General features: G+C 73.3%; 17 protein-coding genes and 2 pseudogenes. 6 read left to right on the forward strand and 13 right to left on the reverse strand.

Annotated features, from left to right (window positions below; genetic code table 11):
- Positions 1 to 34: 34 nt before the first annotated feature.
- From rplT to infC, 3 genes are all read right to left on the reverse strand, one after another.
- Entirely contained in the window at positions 35 to 418 is a 384-nt protein-coding gene (gene rplT / locus ACWC97_RS17940; protein ID WP_072484442.1) for a 50S ribosomal protein L20, read from the reverse strand.
- 124 nt (positions 419 to 542) lie between these two features.
- A complete protein-coding gene (gene rpmI / locus ACWC97_RS17945) occupies positions 543 to 737 on the reverse strand; it encodes a 50S ribosomal protein L35 (RefSeq protein WP_352277545.1) in 195 nt (64 codons plus the stop codon).
- A 121-nt stretch (positions 738 to 858) separates the two neighbouring features.
- Complete coding sequence (gene infC, locus ACWC97_RS17950; protein WP_352277547.1) at positions 859 to 1524, reverse strand: translation initiation factor IF-3; 666 nt, start codon at positions 1522 to 1524, stop codon at positions 859 to 861.
- A 341-nt stretch (positions 1525 to 1865) separates the two neighbouring features.
- Between infC and ACWC97_RS17955 the strand changes: the two genes are divergently transcribed.
- A complete protein-coding gene (locus ACWC97_RS17955; RefSeq protein ID WP_352277548.1) occupies positions 1866 to 2228 on the forward strand; it encodes a DUF1844 domain-containing protein in 363 nt (120 codons plus the stop codon).
- Between the two features lie 85 nt (positions 2229 to 2313).
- On the opposite strand, the gene ACWC97_RS17960 is transcribed toward ACWC97_RS17955, so the two are convergent.
- The 3 genes from ACWC97_RS17960 to ACWC97_RS17970 are packed head-to-tail and all read right to left on the reverse strand — an operon-like array spanning position 2314 to position 5490.
- A complete protein-coding gene (locus tag ACWC97_RS17960; RefSeq protein WP_450650208.1) occupies positions 2314 to 3042 on the reverse strand; it encodes an SseB family protein in 729 nt (242 codons plus the stop codon).
- Positions 3043 to 3091: 49 nt separating this feature from the next.
- Positions 3092 to 4282, reverse strand: a complete 1191-nt coding sequence (gene mycP / locus ACWC97_RS17965) for a type VII secretion-associated serine protease mycosin (RefSeq protein ID WP_352277551.1) — start codon at positions 4280 to 4282, stop codon at positions 3092 to 3094.
- A complete protein-coding gene (locus ACWC97_RS17970; RefSeq protein ID WP_450650210.1) occupies positions 4279 to 5490 on the reverse strand; it encodes a hypothetical protein in 1212 nt (403 codons plus the stop codon). The genes mycP and ACWC97_RS17970 overlap by 4 nt, the downstream gene beginning before the upstream one ends.
- Before the next feature lie 182 nt (positions 5491 to 5672).
- Between ACWC97_RS17970 and ACWC97_RS17975 the strand changes: the two genes are divergently transcribed.
- On the forward strand, positions 5673 to 6875 hold the full coding sequence (locus ACWC97_RS17975) for an amino acid deaminase/aldolase (protein WP_450650212.1): 1203 nt from the start codon (positions 5673 to 5675) through the stop codon (positions 6873 to 6875).
- A gap of 19 nt (positions 6876 to 6894) precedes the next feature.
- On the opposite strand, the gene ACWC97_RS17980 is transcribed toward ACWC97_RS17975, so the two are convergent.
- Positions 6895 to 7842, reverse strand: a complete 948-nt coding sequence (locus tag ACWC97_RS17980; protein ID WP_450650214.1) for a DUF2510 domain-containing protein — start codon at positions 7840 to 7842, stop codon at positions 6895 to 6897.
- A gap of 118 nt (positions 7843 to 7960) precedes the next feature.
- Here ACWC97_RS17980 and ACWC97_RS17985 point away from each other — a divergent pair, with 118 nt between their 5' ends.
- Complete coding sequence (locus ACWC97_RS17985) at positions 7961 to 8782, forward strand: FadR/GntR family transcriptional regulator (protein WP_450650216.1); 822 nt, start codon at positions 7961 to 7963, stop codon at positions 8780 to 8782.
- 152 nt (positions 8783 to 8934) lie between these two features.
- Here the strand turns inward: ACWC97_RS17985 and ACWC97_RS17990 are convergent, their stop codons facing one another.
- Complete coding sequence (locus ACWC97_RS17990; RefSeq protein ID WP_450650218.1) at positions 8935 to 9870, reverse strand: LysR family transcriptional regulator; 936 nt, start codon at positions 9868 to 9870, stop codon at positions 8935 to 8937.
- A gap of 71 nt (positions 9871 to 9941) precedes the next feature.
- Between ACWC97_RS17990 and ACWC97_RS17995 the strand changes: the two genes are divergently transcribed.
- Positions 9942 to 11093 (forward strand): TDT family transporter, encoded by a 1152-nt coding sequence (locus ACWC97_RS17995; protein WP_450650220.1) that lies wholly within the window; start codon positions 9942 to 9944, stop codon positions 11091 to 11093.
- Here the strand turns inward: ACWC97_RS17995 and ACWC97_RS18000 are convergent.
- The 5 genes and pseudogenes from ACWC97_RS18000 to ACWC97_RS18020 all read right to left on the reverse strand — a co-directional run.
- Positions 11032 to 11313 (reverse strand): annotated as a pseudogene (locus tag ACWC97_RS18000) (helical backbone metal receptor); the annotation flags it as partial. The gene ACWC97_RS17995 and the pseudogene ACWC97_RS18000 overlap by 62 nt on opposite strands.
- A gap of 160 nt (positions 11314 to 11473) precedes the next feature.
- Positions 11474 to 11896 (reverse strand): annotated as a pseudogene (locus ACWC97_RS18005) (helical backbone metal receptor); the annotation flags it as partial.
- A gap of 11 nt (positions 11897 to 11907) precedes the next feature.
- Positions 11908 to 12453, reverse strand: a complete 546-nt coding sequence (locus ACWC97_RS18010) for a helix-turn-helix domain-containing protein (RefSeq protein ID WP_352277562.1) — start codon at positions 12451 to 12453, stop codon at positions 11908 to 11910.
- Positions 12454 to 12624: 171 nt separating this feature from the next.
- The gene (locus ACWC97_RS18015; protein WP_450650222.1) at positions 12625 to 15261 is read right to left on the reverse strand and encodes an ABC transporter permease/substrate binding protein; all 2637 of its coding nucleotides are present in this window, start codon (positions 15259 to 15261) and stop codon (positions 12625 to 12627) included.
- Positions 15254 to 16327, reverse strand: a complete 1074-nt coding sequence (locus tag ACWC97_RS18020) for a quaternary amine ABC transporter ATP-binding protein (RefSeq protein ID WP_352277565.1) — start codon at positions 16325 to 16327, stop codon at positions 15254 to 15256. Before ACWC97_RS18020 ends, ACWC97_RS18015 begins: the two co-directional genes overlap by 8 nt.
- Before the next feature lie 380 nt (positions 16328 to 16707).
- Here ACWC97_RS18020 and ACWC97_RS18025 point away from each other — a divergent pair, with 380 nt between their 5' ends.
- Complete coding sequence (locus tag ACWC97_RS18025; RefSeq protein WP_450650390.1) at positions 16708 to 17616, forward strand: 5'-3' exonuclease; 909 nt, start codon at positions 16708 to 16710, stop codon at positions 17614 to 17616.
- 46 nt (positions 17617 to 17662) lie between these two features.
- On the forward strand, positions 17663 to 18505 hold the full coding sequence (locus ACWC97_RS18030; RefSeq protein ID WP_352277566.1) for a siderophore-interacting protein: 843 nt from the start codon (positions 17663 to 17665) through the stop codon (positions 18503 to 18505).
- The last annotated feature ends 58 nt before the right edge of the window (positions 18506 to 18563 follow it).

Raw genomic sequence — 18563 nt, forward strand, 5'->3', positions numbered from 1 at the left:
GGTCCGGCTCGGAAGGCTGGAGGTGCGACCTGGATCAGGCGGCCTTCGGGGCGTTGACGTCGCTCGGGAGGGCCTTCTGGGCGACCTCGACGAGAGCGGCGAACGCGTTGCTGTCGTTGACCGCGAGCTCGGCCAGGATCTTGCGGTCCACCTCGATGTTGGCGGCCTTCAGACCCTGGATGAGGCGGTTGTACGTCATGCCGTTCTGGCGGGCAGCGGCGTTGATGCGCTGGATCCACAGCTGACGGAAGTCGCCCTTGCGCTTCTTGCGGTCGTTGTAGTTGTAGACGAGGGAGTGGGTGACCTGCTCCTTCGCCTTGCGGTACAGGCGGGAACGCTGGCCCCGGTAGCCGCTGGCCTGCTCGAGGATCGCCCGACGCTTCTTGTGAGCGTTTACTGCCCGCTTGACGCGTGCCACTTGTTAACTCCTTGTAGCGGGGCCGTGGTTGGACTCACACGACCCGAAAACGATTCGGTCCCGGTCTGGGGCGAATGCACCGCCCGCGAATGCGCCGCCCACGGATTCACCGCGGGCCGCGGACTCACTTGCCGAGAAGCTTCTTGATCTTCTTGGCGTCGGCCGGAGCCGCCACGACCGTGCCGGTCAGCGAGCGGGTCTTCTTGGACGACTTGTGCTCAAGAAGGTGGCGCTTGCCCGCGCGCTCACGGAGCACCTTGCCGGAGCCGGTGATCTTGAAGCGCTTGCTGGTACCGCTGTGGGTCTTGTTCTTCGGCATCGCGCCGTTCTCTCCTCGTCAGTGGCGCCCCTCGCGGTGCGGGCACCGGACAGCAGGGGCGTCAGATCTTGATGGGGGCTTCCGGGGAGACCCGGGGCCGCCTGGTTGGCGGCCCCTGGGGTCAGGCCTCGGAAGGTGTCTCGGCCGGAGCCTCGGCGTCGGGGGTGGAACCCTGGCGCTCCGCCTTGCGGGCGGCCTGGGCCTCACGGGCCTCGGCCATGGCTTCGGTCTTCTTCTTGTGCGGGCCCAGAACCATGATCATGTTCCGGCCGTCCTGCTTCGGGTTGGACTCGATGAAGCCGAGTTCCTCCACGTCCGAAGCCAGACGCTGGAGCAGACGGAAGCCCAGCTCGGGTCGGGACTGCTCACGACCACGGAACATGATCGTGATCTTGACCTTGTCGCCCTGCTTGAGGAACCGGACGACGTGACCCTTCTTGGTGTCGTAGTCGTGCGGGTCGATCTTCGGCCGGAGCTTCATCTCCTTGATGACCGTGTGCGCCTGGTTCTTGCGCGCCTCACGGGCCTTCATGGCCGACTCGTACTTGAACTTCCCGTAGTCCATGAGCTTGCACACGGGCGGACGGGCGGTCGCCGCCACCTCGACCAGGTCGAGGTCGTACTCCTGTGCGAGCTCCAGGGCCTTGGCAAGCGGAACAATCCCGACCTGCTCGCCGCTGGGACCGACAAGTCGCACCTCGGGAACGCGAATCCGGTCGTTGATGCGGGGCTCGGCGCTGATGGATCCTCCTCGGTAGCACCACGCGGCCGTCTGGCGGACAGCCACGTAACGTCTGTTTCCTGAGACCAACCGCACCAGCGCAAGAAAAATGCCCCGGACGGGACACAGGCGGGGCTCCTGGAACAACCGGAACCACCGCGGTCAACCGCGGGGCACATCGGGCGGTCCCATCGTCCGTACGGAACGATGGCCACCGCCTGACCGGATGACCCGCCGCCCGGTGGGGCGGTCAGGTGGGAGATCGGAGCCTCCACTTGTGGGCCGGGCACATAGCTGCCCAGCCGGTCGTTACACAAGGTTAGCAGCTCCCCGGGGCACGCGCTAACCCGCTGCGTCCGCCGCTCCCGCGGACGGGGCGGATCCGGGGTGGGCCTATCGTATGGCCCATGAGTGACGCGACCCCCAGCAGTGATTCCCCCGGCTTCGACGACATGGCCCGCGACATCGCGGAGGTGCCCGCGGTCGAGGTGATCGTGACGGTCGCGGTCAATCTGATGAGCGCGGCCGCCGTGAAGCTCGGGCTGACCGAGGACGGCGACCAGCACAAGGACCTCGACGAGGCCCGCAAGCTCGTCCACGCGCTGGCCGGCCTGCTGGACGCCAGCGCCACGGAGATCAGCTCCTTCCACGCGGCCCCGCTGCGGGACGGCCTGAAGTCGCTCCAGCTCGCCTTCCGCGAGGCGTCGCTGGTGCCGGACGAGCCCGGTCAGGGCCCCGGCGAGAAGTACACCGGTCCCGTCTTCGGCTGAGAACCGGGAGTTCCCCGGCCCGTGAACGCGTGAGCCCCCTGCCGCACACCGGCAGGGGGCTCACGCGTTCACGGGGTCCGCGCGGTCAGCGGGTGAACAGGGGCTCGCCCGGCGCGGCGGCGTCGGCCGGCAGCAGGGCGAGGTCGAGTCCGCGCACCAGACGGGCGCGGAGGGTCTCGTCGGCCGCCAGCCGCCCGGCGACCCGACGGGCCGCCTCGGCCGGCTCCGCGCCGGGGGCGAGGACCAGGGCGAGGGTGCCGTCGGTGCTGCCGGGGCCGAGGTGGGCCCGGAGGACGGCGGGCTCGGCGGCGACCGCCTCGCGCACCGCCGAGGTGACGGCCGGGTCGTCCAGCGGGTCGGCGCTGGTGCGGCCCTCGGCGAGGGCGAGCAGCGCGGGGCCGGTCAGCTCGAAGGCGACCGGTCCGGCCATGTCGAGGACGACCGTGTCCGCCTTCTCGTGCGCGGCGGCCTGCAGCGCCTGGTGCAGGGGGACGGCGACGGGGCGGGCCGCCGGGTCCCAGCGGGCCAGCGAGTCGGTGGAGGTGAAGGCCGGCAGGGCGCGGCGGTCACCCGCCTGGAGCGTGGGGACGGCCATGTCGCTGGTCTTCTCCCGACGCAGCCCGTTCTCGTCCTCCTCGACCTCCCCCAGGACGGCGACGACCGGGACCAGCAGCCGGGTGCCCCGGAGGGCTTCGAGTACCGGGCCGACCGCCGTGCGGTCCTCGGCCCAGGCCGCCAGGGCCGCGGTGAGTGCCGGGTCGGCGGAGCCGTCGTCGTCGGAGTATCCGGGGTCCGGAATGTTCTTCTGCGCCACAGGGCGAGCGTAGTGCCTGGGTCCTCCCGGCCCGGCAACAGGGCGGGGGTCAGCGCCGGGCGGCGGTGCGGCCCCGGCCGCGCCAGAGCACCACGGCGGTGGCCAGCAGGACCGCGCCGAGGCCGCCCGCACCGGCGGCGAGCCAGCCGGCCGGCCCGCCGTCGTGGTGCGCGGCGGCCGGTCCCGGGCCGAAGTACCGCTTCCGGTAGCCGGCCCCTTCGGCCTCGGCGCGCGTTCCGGCCGGGCGGAGCGCCGCTCCGGCCTCGATCGCCGCGGCCGGGTCGACGATGCCGTAGCCGCGGGCGTCGTCGCGGCCGGACGCGGGGGCGCTGCGGGCCGTGTCGGTGAGGAGCTTCTTGATCTGGGCGGGCGACAGTCCGGGGTGGGCGGCGCGGACCAGCGCGACGGCGCCCGAGACGAACGCGGCGGCGGCGGAGGTGCCCCACTCGATGTAGTACTGGCGGTCCGGCGAGGCGACGACGACGTCGACCCCGGGGGCGCTGACCGTGGCGTACCAGCGGCGGGTGGAGAACGCGGCGTGGGTGCCGTACCGGTCGACGGCGGCGACCGCGATCACCCCGGGGTAGGCGGCGGGGTACGAGATGTGGTCGCCCTTCTCGCCGCCGTTGCCGGCGGAGGCCACCACGACGGCCCCCTTGCCCAGCGCGTACCGGATGGCGGCGTCCTCGCCCGCCTCGGGGTGGGCGGACCTGCTGTCGTCGCCGAGCGAGAGGTTGATGACGTCGGCGCCGTGGTCGGCGGCCCAGCGGATGCCGTCGGCGAGGGCCGTGCCGCGTGACTTGCGTGCCTTGGAGCGGGCCGGGTCGGAGGCTTCGAGGATCACCCGGACGGGGAGGATCTTCGCCTCGGGCGCGATGCCGAGCACCCCGTCGTCGCGGGCCGGGCCGTGGCCGCGGCCCGCGATGATGCCCGCCATCGCCGTACCGTGCCGGGCCCAGGAGCGGTCGCCCCGGCCGGCTCCGAAGCCGATCATGTCCTTGCCGGGCAGCACCTGGCCGGCCAGGTCGGGCAGGCTGCCGTCCACGCCGGTGTCGACGACGGCGACGGTGACGCCCCGGCCCTTGGTGGTCCGCCAGGCCTGGCCGGTGTGGAGCGCGTCGAGCCCCCACTGCTGGTCCCGGATGGCGTCGGCGCCGGCCGGGTGCGCGGGCAGCAGCGCGAGCGCGGTGGCGGCGCAGACCGCGCCGAGGACGCGGTGCCGGCGTCGGCTGCGGCTCATTCCGGCTTCTCCATGAGGTCGGTGACGGTACGGCGCAGGCCGCGCTCGGTCCGGTAGGCGATGCCCTTGGCCTCGTGGCCCATTCCCGCCTGGGCGGCCGCGGTCGTCGCTCCCTCGGTCACGGCAGCGGCGGCGGGCTGCGGGTCGGTGACGGTACGTCCGTCGGCGAATCCGGAGACCGCGAAGACGACGGCGGGCACCTCGGTCAGCACATGGACCGACCAACTGGCCCGCTGCCGGTCGCCGAATCCGGCGGCGGCCGTTCCCTTCACCGGGTAGGTGCGGGGCATCAGGTCGGTGCGCCGGTCCAGGCGCTGGTCGGCGAAGCGGGCGCCCAGGGCCTTCATCGCGGCCGCGTCGCCCTCGGTGAAGACGATCCCGACGGTGGTGACGCTGCTGGTGGTGGCGTCGACGTAGGTGGCGCGGACCAGCCGTTCGCAGCCGGCCGGGCCGAGCGCCCGGGCCAGCAGCGGGTCCAGCGCAGGGCCGCAGCCGCTGTCCGGGGCGACGGCGAGGCGCGTCCAGACCCGGTCGGCGCCGCCGGGGCCCGCCCCGTCGCCGCGCAGCGTGCGGGGGAAGAGCGTGTCCACGGGGACGCTGTGCCAGACGGACCGGCCCACCGCGTAGGCGCCGCGCGCGCCGTCGGCGGAGGAGTCGCTGGTGAGCCAGGCCCCGGTGGCCGCGCCGCCGATCAGCCCGAGGCCGAGCACGACGCAGACCGCGGCGGCCGCCGTCCGGGTGGGGTGGCGGGTACGGATCGGGCGCAGCCGGGTGGTGGTCTCGGCGGGCGTCTCGGGACGCGGGGCGACGAACGGCCTCGGGTACACGTACGGGCCCGGGTGCGGCGGGGCTCCCGGGGGCGGTGTCAGGTCCACCGCTCCCACGGGTCTGCGCCGGGTGGCCGCGGGCGGCTGGGCGGGGACCGGCGGGATGCCGGGCCCGGGGGCCGGGGCGGGGTCGGGGACGGCGGCGGGAGGCTCGGCGGGGGCCGGAGGTACGGGCCGGAGCCGGGCCGTGGTCTCCGCCCTGCTCTCCGGAGCGGGGCCGGGCACGGCGGACGGCGGCGCGGCGGGCCTCGGCGGGGCGGGGCTCGGCGGGGCGGCCGGGTCCGCGGCGGGTACGGGCGGGGTCCGGGGCGGGGGGCCCGAGGACTCCGACGGGGTCGTGGGGCGGGGCGGGACAGGAGCGCGCTGCGCCTCGGTACTCATCCGTCTCCCTGGTCCCGTTCCGTACCATGCGCGGATCGACGTCGCAGGCAGGCCCGTTGGTTGCCGCGTTCCGTCACTCTACGGGGTGGGACCGTCCCGGCGGGAGCCGCTCGTCCGACCCCTGACGATCTGCGCGGAACATCCCCCTACCCAGCGGTACGGACGTCTGGCAAGCTGCGGCCATGACTGCCCGTGCCGCTGACCGGACCCGGTACAACCGGGCCACCGCCCATCTGGACGCCCCGATCGCCGTCGTCGATCTGGACGCGTTCGACGCCAATGCCGACGATCTGGTCCGCCGCGCGGGCGGGAAGCCGATCCGGGTGGCGAGCAAGTCGGTACGCTGCCGGGCACTGCTGGAACGGGTGCTGGCCCGGCCGGGGTTCGCCGGGATCATGTCGTTCACGCTGGCCGAGTCGCTGTGGCTGGCGCGGGCCGGTTTCGAGGACGTGCTGCTGGCCTATCCGACGGCCGACCGGGCGGCGCTCGCGGAGCTGGCCGCCGATCCGAAGCTGGCCGCCGCGGTGACGGTGATGGTCGACGACCACGCGCAGCTGGAACTGATCGACGCGGCCCGGGCGGGCGGCCGCGAGGAGATCCGGGTCTGCCTGGAGCTGGACACCTCGCTCCGGATGCTCGGCGGCCGGGTCCGGATCGGCGCCCTGCGCTCCCCGCTGCGCTCCCCCGCCCAACTGGCCGAGCTGGCGCGCTCGGTGGCCCGCCGGCCGGGCTTCCGCCTGGTGGGTCTGATGGCGTACGAGGGGCACATCGCCGGGGTCGGGGACGCGGTCGCGGGCCGGCCGCTGCGGTCCCGGGCGGTCCGGCTGATGCAGGCCGCGGGCCGCAAGGAGCTGGCCGCGCGGCGGGCCGAGGTGGTGCGCGCGGTCCGGGCGGTGGCGCCGGACCTGGAGTTCGTGAACGGCGGCGGCACCGGCAGCGTGCAGCACACGGCGGCCGAGCGGGCGGTGACCGAGATCGCGGCCGGGTCGGGGCTCTACGTGCCGAGGCTGTTCGACAACTACACCTCGTTCACGGGCCGTCCGGCGGCGCTGTTCGCCCATCCGGTGGTGCGCCGCCCGGGGGTGGGGGCGGTGACCGTGCTCGGCGGCGGCTACCCGGCCTCCGGTCCCGCCGGCCAGGACCGGCTGCCCGTGCCGTACCTGCCCGAGGGGCTGCGCTACGACCCGCAGGAGGGGCCCGGCGAGGTGCAGACGCCGCTGCTCGGCGCCGCGGCGGACGATCTGCTGATCGGCGACAAGGTGTGGTTCCGGCACGCCAAGGCCGGTGAGATGTGCGAGCGCTTCGACGCGTTGCAGCTGATCGAGGGCGACCGGGTGACCGCGACCGTGCCGACGTACCGGGGCGAGGGCCTCACGTTCCTCTGAGCCGGGCGGGGGCCGGGGCTCAGGGGCCGATCGAGCTGCCCACACCGCCGCTCGTCACACTGTCGCCGACCGGCCGGATGCCCCGGGTGAGGGTGTCCATGAGGGCGAGCGGGGGCCCTTCCCGGCCCGCGTCGAAGGCGTACCGCACGATGACCGGCGCCTCGGAGCCGACGGTGGACGGGAAGACCAGCGACTGCACGTAGCCGCCGGGCCCCTTGCCCGTCCGCACCCGCCAGCGCACCTGGTAGCCGGCGCGTCCGGCGACGGCCACCTGCGCGGAGGCGAGCCGCTGGTGGGAGACGATGCCGCCGTGGACGCGGTCACCGACGAGGTTCTCCCCGTAGGCGGCCTCCGCGGCGGTGGCGATGTCCCGCTCGGCGAGCTCCCGGACGGAGGTGGTGTCCGTGGCGTTCGCGGTGCGGCTGGTCACCGTGCCGTGGTAGCAGAGGGCGGAGGTGTGGCCGGGGCAGTCGTAGGAGCCGACGGTGCGCATCGTCAGGACCTGGTCGACGGTCCGGCCGGGCTTCTCCCAGCCGTCGGGGATCGGCAGCGTGATGCCGTTGAGCTGGTCGACGAGGAGCTTCGGGTCGGCCCCGGCCGGTGGTCCGGTGGGTGACGGGGTGCCGGTCGCGGTGGCGGTCGGGGGTGCGGAGTCGGCGGGTGCGGCCGAGGGCCCCGGGCCGTCCCCGTCCCGGCCCAGCAGGACGGCCGCGGCGACGGTGGCGCCGACGACCAGCAGCCCGGCCGCGGCGAGCGCGGGAGTACGGCGGCCGGGGCCGCCGCCGTACCGGACTGTGGCGGCCGGCACGGGCGGGGCGGGGGCTGTCGGGGCCGGGAGGACGGGGGCAGGCGGGGCCGCGGGAGCGGTCGGGCGGAGGTGAGCGGTCCACGCCGTGCCGTCCCACCAGCGCTCGCCGCCCGGCGTCGCGGCGTCCGGGTACCAGCCGGGCGGTGTCGCGTTGCTCATGCGCCCACTCTAGGGTTCGCTGACCGGCCCGATCCGGCCGTTGGCGGCTTGCCCGAAACGTCCCTCCCGGGGCGCCGGGCCACCGGGGGAGCCTCCGCTCCGTACCGGCCGGAAGCTTATGGTGTGGGGGAGAACCATTGATGATCGGCCATCGGACGGACGGTCGGCCGTGCGGCCGGGAGGGGAACGGGGCGTGACCGGGGAGAGCGAGTTCGTCGACCGTCTGACGCCCGCGCTGCGGCCCGTCCGGGCGGGGAACGGTTTCGAGGAGGCGCTGGAGCAGATCCTCCAGGTGATCCGGCTGGGACTGGTGCCGGGCGGCGGACGGCTGCCGGCCGAGCGCGACCTGGCCGAGCGGCTGGGGATCAGCCGGGTCACCCTGCGCGAGGTGCTGAAGGTGCTCCAGGACCAGGGCCTGGTGGAGAGCAGGCGCGGCCGGTACGGCGGCACGTTCGTCCGGCCGCGCGCCGCCAGCCCCGGCGAGGACGAGCTGCGCCGGAGGGTGGCCTCGGTCGACATCGAGGACGTCCTGCGCTTCCGCGAGGTGCTGGAGGCCGGGGCGGCCGAGCTGTGCGCGGCGCGGCGGCTCACCGACGGGGAGGCGGACCGGCTGCGGGCGGCGCTGGCCGCGACGCACGAGGCGCCGCTGCCGGACTACCGCAGGCACGACACCCTCTTCCACCTGACCCTGGCCCAGCTCGCCGGTTCCGCCTCGCTGACCGCGCAGTACGCGGCCGTCCGGGCCACGCTGAACGATCTGCTCGACTGCATCCCGCTGCTGGTGCGCAACCTGGAGCACTCCCAGCACCAGCACACCGCCCTGGTCGAGGCGGTCCTCGCCGGGGACGGGGCGGCGGCGCGCGCCGTGGCGCGCGAGCACTGCGCGGGCTCGGCGGCGCTGCTGCGCGGCTTCCTCGCCTGCCCCGTGGCGCCCCGGTGAGCCCAAAGGTTCACTGTCGCACCATTACGCGTGGCCGGGCCAGGCCTTCCGCCTCCGGCGTACGCCGGAGGCGGAAGGCGCGATCGCACCATCGGGGGGCCTGTCGGCCGGGTGGGCCGGTAGCCCGGCCGCTCCGCCCGGCCCCGCCCGGGTCAGTACGCGGGGCGGGCGTCCCGGCCGGTCAGGGAGAGCAGGTCGCGGGCCGGTCCCGTCGGGCGGTGGCCGGAGGGCCAGACGGCGCGCAACTGGCGCCGCAGACGTACCCCGGCGATCGGGACCTTGACCAGGCGCCGGGCGGACAGCTCCTCGCCGAGCGCCAGTTCGCTCAGGACGCAGGGCCCGGCACCGCTCTCCGCCGCACCCTTCACGGCGGTGGTGGAGGAGAGTTCGAGCAGGGGCTGGGCGAGGCCGCCGTGCACGGCCAGCGCCGCGTCCAGGACCTGGCGGGTACCGGAGCCGTGTTCGCGCAGGACGAGCGGGGTGGCCGCCAGTTCCTGCGGGGTGAGGGGGGTGCGGCGGCGGGCCCAGGGGTGGGCCGGGGCGACCACGACGACGAGGCGGTCATGGGCGATGACCGTGCCGTCGAGCCCTTCCGGCACGGTGAGGCCCTCGACGAAACCGAGGTCGGCCTCACCGGTGAGCAGCCGGGCCGCCACCGCCGCGGAGTTCCCCGCCAGCAGCGAGACCGCCGTGTCCGGCCGTTCGGCGCGCAGCGCTATCAGCCAGCCGGGCAGCAGGTACTCGGCAATGGTCATGGAGGCGGCCACCCGGAGCCGGGAGTCGCGCCGGTCGCGCAGCGCCTGGGCACCCGCGTCGAACGCCTCGGCGGCCTCGACGACCCTGCGGGCCCAGTCGGTGACCAGGGCCCCGGCGTCGGTGAGCCGGGAGCCGCGCGGTGAACGGTCCAGCAGGGCCACGCCGAGCTGCCGTTCCATGGACCGGATGCGGCTGCTGGCGGCGGGCTGACTCACCCCGACGTCCCGGGCCGCCCGCCCCAGGCTGCCGTGCCGGGCGACGGCGAGGAGCAGCTCCAGCGCGCCCAGGTCGGGGACCCGGTGGGAGAGCGGGGCAGGAACGTCGGCAGCCATAAGCCCACTTTATGACCTCATAGAAGCGGGGCGTCTGGTGGGGTGACGGCCCGCGCCGGGAAAATCGTGGCATGGCCATCTTTCCGCAGACCTCACACTCCCCCGCACCGGCTCCGGGCGCCGAACGGCTGCCTTCCCTGCGGCATCTCGGCCCCAACTGGTACGCGGCGGTCATGGGCACCTCGATCGTCGCCAGCGCGGGGGTCGCGCTGCCGGTGCACGTCACGGGTCTGCGGGCCTTCTGCACGGTGGTGTGGGTGCTCGCGGCGGTCGCGCTCGCCGTGGTGCTGGCGGCCCGTACCGGGCACTGGGCCGCCCACCGGGACCAGGCCCGCCGCCATCTGCTCGACCCCGCCGTCGCCCCGTTCTACGGCTGTCTGTCGATGGCGCTGCTGGCGGTCGGCGGCTCGACGATGGTGGTGGGACAAGACGTCATCGGGCACGGCGCGGCCGTCGCGGTGGACGTGATGCTGTACACGGCGGGCACGCTGACCGGCCTGGCCGCCGCCGTCGCCGTTCCCTATCTGATGGTCGTGCGCCACCGGATCGAGCCGGGCACCGCGTCGCCGGTGTGGCTGCTGCCGCTGGTGGCCCCGATGGTCTCCGCGGCCCTGGGACCGCTGCTGGTGCCGGAGCTGCCGGCCGGTCAGTGGCGGGAGGCGATGCTGCTGGCCTGCTACGCGATGTTCGGGCTGAGCCTGCTGGCCACGCTGGTGATGCTGCCGCTGATCTTCGCCCGGCTGGTCCACCAGGGACCGCTGCCGCTCGCGCTGACGCCCACGCTCTTCCTGGTCCTCGGCCCGCTCGGGCAGTCGACGACCGCGGTCAACCAGCTCGCCGACGTGGCACCGGGTGCGATCGGGGCCCCGTACGCCGAGGGGCTCGGGGTGTTCGGCGTGCTGTACGGGGTCCCGGTGATGGGTTTCGCGCTGCTGTGGCTGGCCCTGGCGGTCGCGCTGGTGGTGCGGGCCGTCCGCAACGGGATGACCTTCGCCATGACGTGGTGGGGCTTCACCTTCCCGGTCGGTACGTGCGTCACGGGCGCGGCCGGTCTGGCCCGGCACACCGGGCTCACCGCGTTCACCTGGCTGGCCGTCGCGCTGTACGTGCTGCTGGTGACGGCGTGGGCGGTGGCCGGGGCGCGGACGCTGCGCGGGCTGTTCAGCGGAGTGCTGCTCGCAGCGCCGCAGGCGCCCGCACCAGTGACGGTCCGTACCACGTGAGGTACCGCCCGTCGACGAGCACGGCGGGGAGTCCGGGGAACGCGGTGAGCCCGTCGTCCGCGGTGAAGCGGTACGGCTCGTCGGGGAGCACCACCAGCCCGGCGCCCGCCGCGTTCAGCTCGTCGAGCGGGACGCGGGGGTAGCGCTCGGCGTGGCCCGCGTAGACGTTCTCGACGCCGAGGCGGGCGAGCACGTCCCCGGCGAAGGTGTCGCGGCCCAGGAGGGTGCCGGTGGTCCTGGGCGGATCGGGGAGCGGTGCCCGGTGCGTGCAGCCGCAAGGCGGAGGAGGGAGCCGACGCGGAGCGTCGGTGACCGACGACAACGCCGCGGATGCGCGCACCGGGCACCGCGAGCCCGGCCAGGGCCACCGGCACCCTCCTGACCACCCAGGGGCGGCGCCAGACCGGGACGATCGCGCGGCGCGGTGCTCCGGGTCGGGGCAGGGCCGTCCAGGCCGCTTCGGCCTCGTCCAGCCAGTGCGGCCGGGGCAGGCCGCAGGCGGCCAGTACGCGGGCCAGCTCCGTGAACGCCTGGTCGAGGGTCCGGACCTCGGTGACCAGCACCTCCGTTCCGGCGGACCGGAGCGCGGCGAGGTCGTCCGCGCGGTTCTCCTCCTCGTTGGCGACGACCAGATCGGGCCGGAGCGCGAGCACCGCCGCGATGTCGGGGTTCTTCGTCCCGCCGATCCGGGCGGCGGCGAGATCCGCGGGGCGGGTGCACCAGTCGGTGACGCCGACGAGCAGGCCGGGGGCGGAGGTGGCGACGGCCTCGGTGAGCGAGGGGACCAGGGAGACGATCCGCACGGCGGCCCCCGTCAGCGGCGCGGGTCGAAGGTGGCGTCGATGTGCTCGGCGACCGCGACGACCAGCAGCCGGGTCTCCGGCACCGTGGCCCGCCAGCGGTGCCGCACCCCGCCGGACAGGAAGAGGGTGTCGCCCTCCTCCAGCCGGTACGCCTGCCCCTCGGCCTCCACCTCGGCGGCGCCCCGGACCACGTACATCACTTCGTCGTTGCGGTGCTGGAACTCGCGTCCGAGGTCGAGTTCGCCGGTGAACTCCAGGGCGCTGAGCTGGTGGCGGCCGCGCACCACCCGGCGCGCCCCGTCGCCCGCGGCTGCGCGTACGACGTCGACGGCGCGCGCGGAGTCGGCGGCGGCGCGCAGCCGGGCCGTGGTGGTCTCCAGGGCGCGGGCGACCCGTTCCAGGGACCGGGCGCTGGGCCGGGCCCGCTCGTTCTCGATCTGGCTGAGGAACGGCACGGAGAGGCCGCTGCGGTCGGCGACCACGGCCAGTGTGAGCCCCAGGGTCCTGCGTCTGCGGCGGACCGCGGCGCCCACGCGGAGTGCTTCCTTCTCGTCCATGTCCGGCTCCCTCCCGACTCGCCATCCTCCCGGGTGCCGGCGGTTTACGCACACGGTTGCGCAAGGTGGGCCGTCCGGCGGACGCCCCGGAGTCGGTAAAACCGGAAAAAGAGGGTGGGCACCGCCTGTGGCGGTGCCCACCCTCTTCCGTGCTGCGGTGCCGTACGGCGCCTACTGCGGAGCCATGGTGTCCACGATGCCCGGGTTCTTCTCCATCCAGGCCTTCACGGCCTCCTCCTCGTGGCCCGCGCCGCGCTTCTGGATCTGGTTCTCCAGTCCGGCGAGCTGGTCCTCGCTCAGCTTGAAGTCCTTGAACCACTTCGTGAGCCGCGGGTAGTGCTTCGGGAAGTCCTTGGAGGCGATGGTGTGCAGCCGGTCGCCGTCACCGAAGGCCTTCTCGGGATCCGCGAGCTTGGTCATGCCGTACTCGCTGTAGGCCCAGTGCGGGGTCCAGAGCAGCACCGCGATGGGCTCCTTCTTGGCGTACGCGCGCTTCAGCTCGGCGAGCATGCCGGGCGTCGAGGAGTCGACGACCTTGTACTCCTTGTCCAGGCCGTAGGCCGGCAGGACGTTCTTCTTCAGGTTCTCCATCGTGGCGGTGCCGGGCTCGATGCCGACGATGCGGCCCTTGAACCGGTCGGCCTTGCCCTTGAGGTCCGCGAGGGTCTTCACGTCCTTCACGTAGGAGGGCACCGCGATCTCGATGGACGTCGGGCCGTACCAGGAGCCGAGGTCGCTCAGCTTCGATCCGTACTTCTCCCAGTAGTTCTTCTGGGTGTACGGCAGCCAGCCGTCGAACTGCACGTCGATCTGGCCGCGCGACATCGCGGTGTACATCGGGCCGACCTCGAACTGCTTGAGGTTGATCTTGTAGCCGCGCTCCTCCAGGACCGCCTTCCACAGGTACGTGGCGGCGATGTCCTCCTCCCAGGGGAACCAGGCCATCTCGACGGCGCGGTCCCGCTCGTCCTTGCCGTTCGCGGCCTTGGCGGTACCGGCCTTGGCGACGGGGGTCCACTTGTCGGCGAGGCCGGGGTTGGCCTTCAGCCAGGTACGGACCGCCTCCTGCTCCTTGCCGGAGCCGGACTTCTGGATCTGCGCCTCGAGACCGGTGAGCTGCTCCTCGGTCATCGAGAAGTTCTTGAGCCAGCCGCCGACCTCGGGGTTGTCGGCGGTGAAGCCCTTGCGGGCCAGGGTGTGGATGCCGTCGCCCTTGCCCCAGAGGTTCTTGGGGTCCTTGAGCTTGGTCAGCTCGAAGTCGTTGTACGCCCAGTGCGGCGACCACAGCGGAACGACGATCGGTTCCTTCTTGGCGTACGCGCGCTTCAGCTCGGCGAGCATCGACGGGGTGGAGCCGTCGACGACCTTGTACTCCTTGTCCAGGCCGTAGCCCGGGAGGATCTTCTCCTTGAGCAGGCCCGACTCACCGGCGCTGGGCTCGATGCCGACGATCCGGTTCTTGAACCGCGCGCCCTTGCCCTTGAGGTCCTCCAGCGACGTGACGTCCTTCAGGTACGCCGGGACGGCCAGCTCCAGCGAGGTGGGGCCGTACCAGGAGCCCATGTCCTCCAGGCGGTCCTGGTACTTCTTCCAGTAGCTGGCGTGGGTGACCGGGAGCCAGGAGTCGGTCTCGAAGTCGATCTGGCCGTTGGCCATGCCGGTGTAGAGCGCGCCGGCCTCGTACTGCTTGACGTCGACCTCGAAGCCGCGCCGTTCCAGCATCTCCTTCCAGAGGAAGGTGGAGGCGATGCCCTCGTCCCACGGGATGTAGCCCATGCTGATCTTCTTGCCGGCGCCGATCTTCGCGTCGCCCGCGGTGTTCCCGGACGTGTCCTCACCGGAGGAGCCGAAGACGCCGAGCGCGCCCGCGACGAGCGCGAGGACCACGACGCCGGAGACGGCGACGACGGGCTGCGGGCGGTGGTTCCAGATCTTGGGGCCACCGGCCATGGCCTGTGCCTTGGCCACGGCGCGACGGGCCAGCGGGGAGACCTCGCGGCCGAGCGCGCTGGTCATCCGGTCCAGGTACATCGCCACGATGACGATGGAGACGCCCGCCTCGAAGCCCAGGCCGACGTCCACGTTGCCGATGGCGCGGTAGACGGCGCCGCCGAGGCCGCCGCCGCCGACCATGCCGGCGATGACCACCATGGACAGGCCGAGCATGATGACCTGGTTGATACCGGCCATGATCGTGGGCAGGGCGAGCGGCAGCTGGACCCGGAGCAGGGTGTTGCGCCGGGTGGTGCCGAACGCCTCGGCCGCCTCGACCAGCTCGGCGTCGACCTGGCGGATGCCCAGTTCGGTCATCCGGACGCCCGGGGGCAGCGAGAAGATGATGGTGGCGATGATGCCGGGCACGACGCCGACGCCGAAGAAGATCACCCCGGGGATCAGGTAGACCATGGCGGGCATGGTCTGCATGAAGTCCAGGACCGGCCGGGTGATCGCGCTGACCGTCTTGGACCGGGACGCCCAGATGCCCAGCGGTACGGAGAGCACCAGCGCGATGATGGTGGCGACCAGCACCAGGGTGACGGTGTCCATCGCCTCGTCCCACAACTCGACGGAGTCGATGAGGGCGAAGCCGACGAAGGCGAGCAGACCGGCGAGCAGTCCGCGCAGCCACCAGGCGATGACCGCGACGATGCCGGCGAAGAGCAGTGGTGCGGGTGCGGAGAGTACGGCGGCTATGCCGTCGAACATGCCGCTGACGACGGAGCTGATCGCGTCGAAGAGCCAGGCCAGATGGGCCTGGAGCCAGTCGACGGCGGAGTCGACCCAGTCGCCGAGGTGGAGCCTAAACACTGGCCACCTTCTTCGTGACGACGGCGTCGGCCGCGACGTTCTCCGGGGCCTCGGCGGGGGTCATCGGCTCGCCGAGGACGGCGAGCAGGCGGGCGCGCGGGACGACTCCGACCAGCTCGCCCTCGTCGTCGGTGACCGCGACGGCGACCCCGCTCCGCGAGCAGGGCGTGAAGAGTTCGATGATCGGCGTGGACTCGCCGACGGTGGCCGGGGCGGCCGCGATCACGTCGGCGGCGGTGCGCAGCTCCTTGCCGTCGTCGGTGCCGGTGCCCAGGACGGTGTGCGGCTCGGCCATGATGGCGCCCGCGGTCAGCACCCGGGTCCGGTCGACGTCCTGGGTGAAGGACGCGACGTAGTCGTTGGCCGGGGTGACCAGGATGTCCTCGGCGGTGCCGAGCTGGACGATCCGCCCGTCGCGCATGACGGCGATGCGGTCGCCGAGGCGCATGGCCTCGTTGAGGTCGTGGGTGATGAAGACGATGGTCTTCTTCAGCCGCTTCTGCAGTTCGAGGAGCTGGTCCTGCATGTCGCGGCGGATCAGCGGGTCGAGCGCGCTGAAGGACTCGTCCATCAGCAGCAGGTCGGCGTCGGTGGCCAGGGCGCGGGCCAGGCCGACACGCTGCTGCATGCCGCCGGACAGTTCGTCGGGCCAGGACTTCTCCCAGCCGGCGAGACCGGTCAGCTCCAGCGCCTCGGCGGCGCGCTTCTCCCGCTCGGCACGCGGTACGCCCTGGACCTCCAGGCCGTACGCGGCGTTCTCCAGGACACTGCGGTGCGGGAACAACGCGAAGTGCTGGAAGACCATGCTGATCTTGGAGGAGCGGACGTGGCGCAGCTCGGCGGGGCTCAGGGCGGTCAGGTCCTGGCCGTCGAACAGCACGCGTCCGGCCGTGGGGTCCAGAAGTCCGTTGAGCATGCGCAGCAACGTGGACTTGCCGGACCCGGACAGGCCCATGACGACGAAGATCTGTCCCGGCTCCACGGTGAACGAGGCGTCGATCACCGCTGCGGTCGTTCCGTCGGCGCGCAGCTCGTCGCGGTCGGCGCCGCTCTCGAGTTCCTGCACGGCTTGATCGGGTCGTCTGCCGAACACTTTGTACAAGCGCTCGGCTTGCAGCCTGGACACATACACCTCGCGGGTCGAACCGAAAAACGGTCTGCCACCCCCTCCGGCAGACCGTGGAGCGGCGCGGATTCGGTCCGCATGGCACGTGCACTGGTTGAAACCGGTACGTGTTCCGCTCCGGCTGCGCGCCTGCCCGCACTTACACGGAGCAAACAAAAGAGTGACCCAGGTCACACCCGAATGGGGGATGGACACCACCCGTACACCGGGTGTCACTTCCGGAACGGACGGCGGGTCGCGGGGCTCCGCGGGCGGTCCCCCCGCGCGCGAGGGCCGCTGTCGTAGGCGTACGGCATCATCGGGATGTGACGCGACGCCTGATGCTCCTCGACACCGCCTCCCTCTACTACCGCGCCTACTTCGGCGTCCCCGACTCGGTGCGCGCACCGGACGGGACGCCGGTCAACGCCGTGCGCGGGCTGCTGGACTTCATCGCCCGCCTGGTCCAGGACCACCGCCCGGACGCCCTGGTGGCCTGCATGGACGCGGACTGGCGGCCGCACTGGCGGGTCGAGCTGATCCCCACGTACAAGGCGCACCGGGTCGCGGTGGAGACCGCCGAGGGCCTGCCCGACGAGGAGGAGACCCCGGACACGCTGGCCCCGCAGGTCCCGGTCATCGAGGACGTGCTGGACGCGCTCGGCATCGCCCGGGTCGGCGTCGCGGGATACGAGGCGGACGACGTGATCGGCACGCTCACCCGGCGTGCCACCGGCCCGGTGGACATCGTCACCGGCGACCGCGACCTCTACCAGCTGGTCGACGACGCGCGCGGGGTGCGGGTGCTCTACCCGATCAAGGGCGTCGGCTCGCTCCAGCTGACGGACGAGGCGTGGCTGCGGGAGAAGTACGGGGTGGACGGCGCCGGCTACGCCGACCTGGCCCTGCTGCGCGGCGACCCGAGCGACGGGCTGCCGGGCGTCCCGGGCATCGGTGAGAAGACGGCGGCGAAGCTGCTGGACGCCTTCGGCGACCTGGCCGGGATCATGGCCGCCGTCGACGATCCGGCGGCCCGGCTGACGCCCTCGCAGCGCAGGCGGCTCGACGAGGCGCGGGCGTACGTGGCGGTCGCCCCCGAAGTGGTCCGGGTCGCCGGCGACGTGCCGCTGCCGGAGTTCGACCCGGCGCTGCCGTCCGCCCCGCGCGATCCCGCCGCCCTCGACGCCCTGGCGAAGCGGTGGGGGCTGGGCGGATCCCTCCAGCGCCTGCTCTCCACACTGCCGGGCTGAGGTGCTAGCTTAGGTAAGCCTAAGCAATCGGATCAGGGAGAACCTCGTGGCAGAACGACCGGCGCGGCAGGCACCCACGGCACGGGGGGCCGAGGTGGTGCGCACCGAGCGGATCACGCCGCACATGGTGCGCGTGGTCCTCGGCGGTGAGGGCCTCGCCGATTTCACCCTCTCCGGGTGCACCGACCACTACGTCAAGCTCTGCTTCGCCCCCGAGGGCGCCGACTACGCGCACCCCTTCGACATGGCCCGCATCCGCGAGGAGCAGCCGCGCGAGCTGTGGCCCACGACCCGTACGTACACGGTGCGGTCCTGGGACCCGGTCGCCCGCGAGCTGGCCATCGACTTCGTGGTCCACGGCGACGAGGGGCTCGCCGGGCCCTGGGCGATGCGGGCGGTCCCCGGCGAGCGGGTGACGTTCCTGGGGCCGGGCGGGGGCTACGGCCCGGACGCCTCGGCCGACTGGCACCTCCTGGTGGGCGACGAGAGCGCGCTGCCGGCCATCGCTGCGAGCCTGGAGCAGATGCCGACGGGTGCGGTGGTGCACGCGTTCGTCGAGGTGTCGGACGCGACGGAGGAGCAGAAGATCGTGACGCGGGACGGCGTCGGGGTGACCTGGCTGCACCGCGGCGCGCGCCCGGTCGGCGAGGCGCTGGTCGACGCGGTGCGGGGGCTGGAGTTCCCGGCGGGCGAGGTACAGGCGTTCGTCCACGGCGAGGCGGGCTTCGTCAAGGAGCTCCGCCGCCATCTGCGGCTGGACCGCGGCATCCCGCTCTCCCGGCTGTCCATCTCCGGTTACTGGCGCCTCGGCCAGAACGACGACGCCTGGCGCGCCGTCAAGCGGGAGTGGAACGCCCAGGTGGAGCGCGAGCAGGAGCAGGCCGCGTAAGAACGGGTACGGGCCCGGTGCGCCGGGCCCGCGCGGCCGTCGCGGTGCCGCGCACCGC

The organism is Streptomyces sp. NPDC001108 (genome assembly GCF_053598535.1).

What these genes read in the sequence shown, in the direction of transcription:
- rpmI (WP_352277545.1), bottom strand. Translation starts at nt 737, where the DNA reads ATGCCGAAGAACAAGACCCACAGCGGTACCAGCAAGCGCTTCAAGATC.
- ACWC97_RS17955 (WP_352277548.1), top strand. Translation starts at nt 1,866, where the DNA reads ATGAGTGACGCGACCCCCAGCAGTGATTCCCCCGGCTTCGACGACATG.
- mycP (WP_352277551.1), bottom strand. Translation starts at nt 4,282, where the DNA reads ATGAGCCGCAGCCGACGCCGGCACCGCGTCCTCGGCGCGGTCTGCGCC.
- ACWC97_RS17970 (WP_450650210.1), bottom strand. Translation starts at nt 5,490, where the DNA reads ATGAGTACCGAGGCGCAGCGCGCTCCTGTCCCGCCCCGCCCCACGACC.
- ACWC97_RS17975 (WP_450650212.1), top strand. Translation starts at nt 5,673, where the DNA reads ATGACTGCCCGTGCCGCTGACCGGACCCGGTACAACCGGGCCACCGCC.
- ACWC97_RS17980 (WP_450650214.1), bottom strand. Translation starts at nt 7,842, where the DNA reads ATGAGCAACGCGACACCGCCCGGCTGGTACCCGGACGCCGCGACGCCG.
- ACWC97_RS17985 (WP_450650216.1), top strand. Translation starts at nt 7,961, where the DNA reads ATGGTGTGGGGGAGAACCATTGATGATCGGCCATCGGACGGACGGTCG.
- ACWC97_RS17990 (WP_450650218.1), bottom strand. Translation starts at nt 9,870, where the DNA reads ATGGCTGCCGACGTTCCTGCCCCGCTCTCCCACCGGGTCCCCGACCTG.
- ACWC97_RS17995 (WP_450650220.1), top strand. Translation starts at nt 9,942, where the DNA reads ATGGCCATCTTTCCGCAGACCTCACACTCCCCCGCACCGGCTCCGGGC.
- ACWC97_RS18010 (WP_352277562.1), bottom strand. Translation starts at nt 12,453, where the DNA reads ATGGACGAGAAGGAAGCACTCCGCGTGGGCGCCGCGGTCCGCCGCAGA.
- ACWC97_RS18025 (WP_450650390.1), top strand. Translation starts at nt 16,708, where the DNA reads ATGCTCCTCGACACCGCCTCCCTCTACTACCGCGCCTACTTCGGCGTC.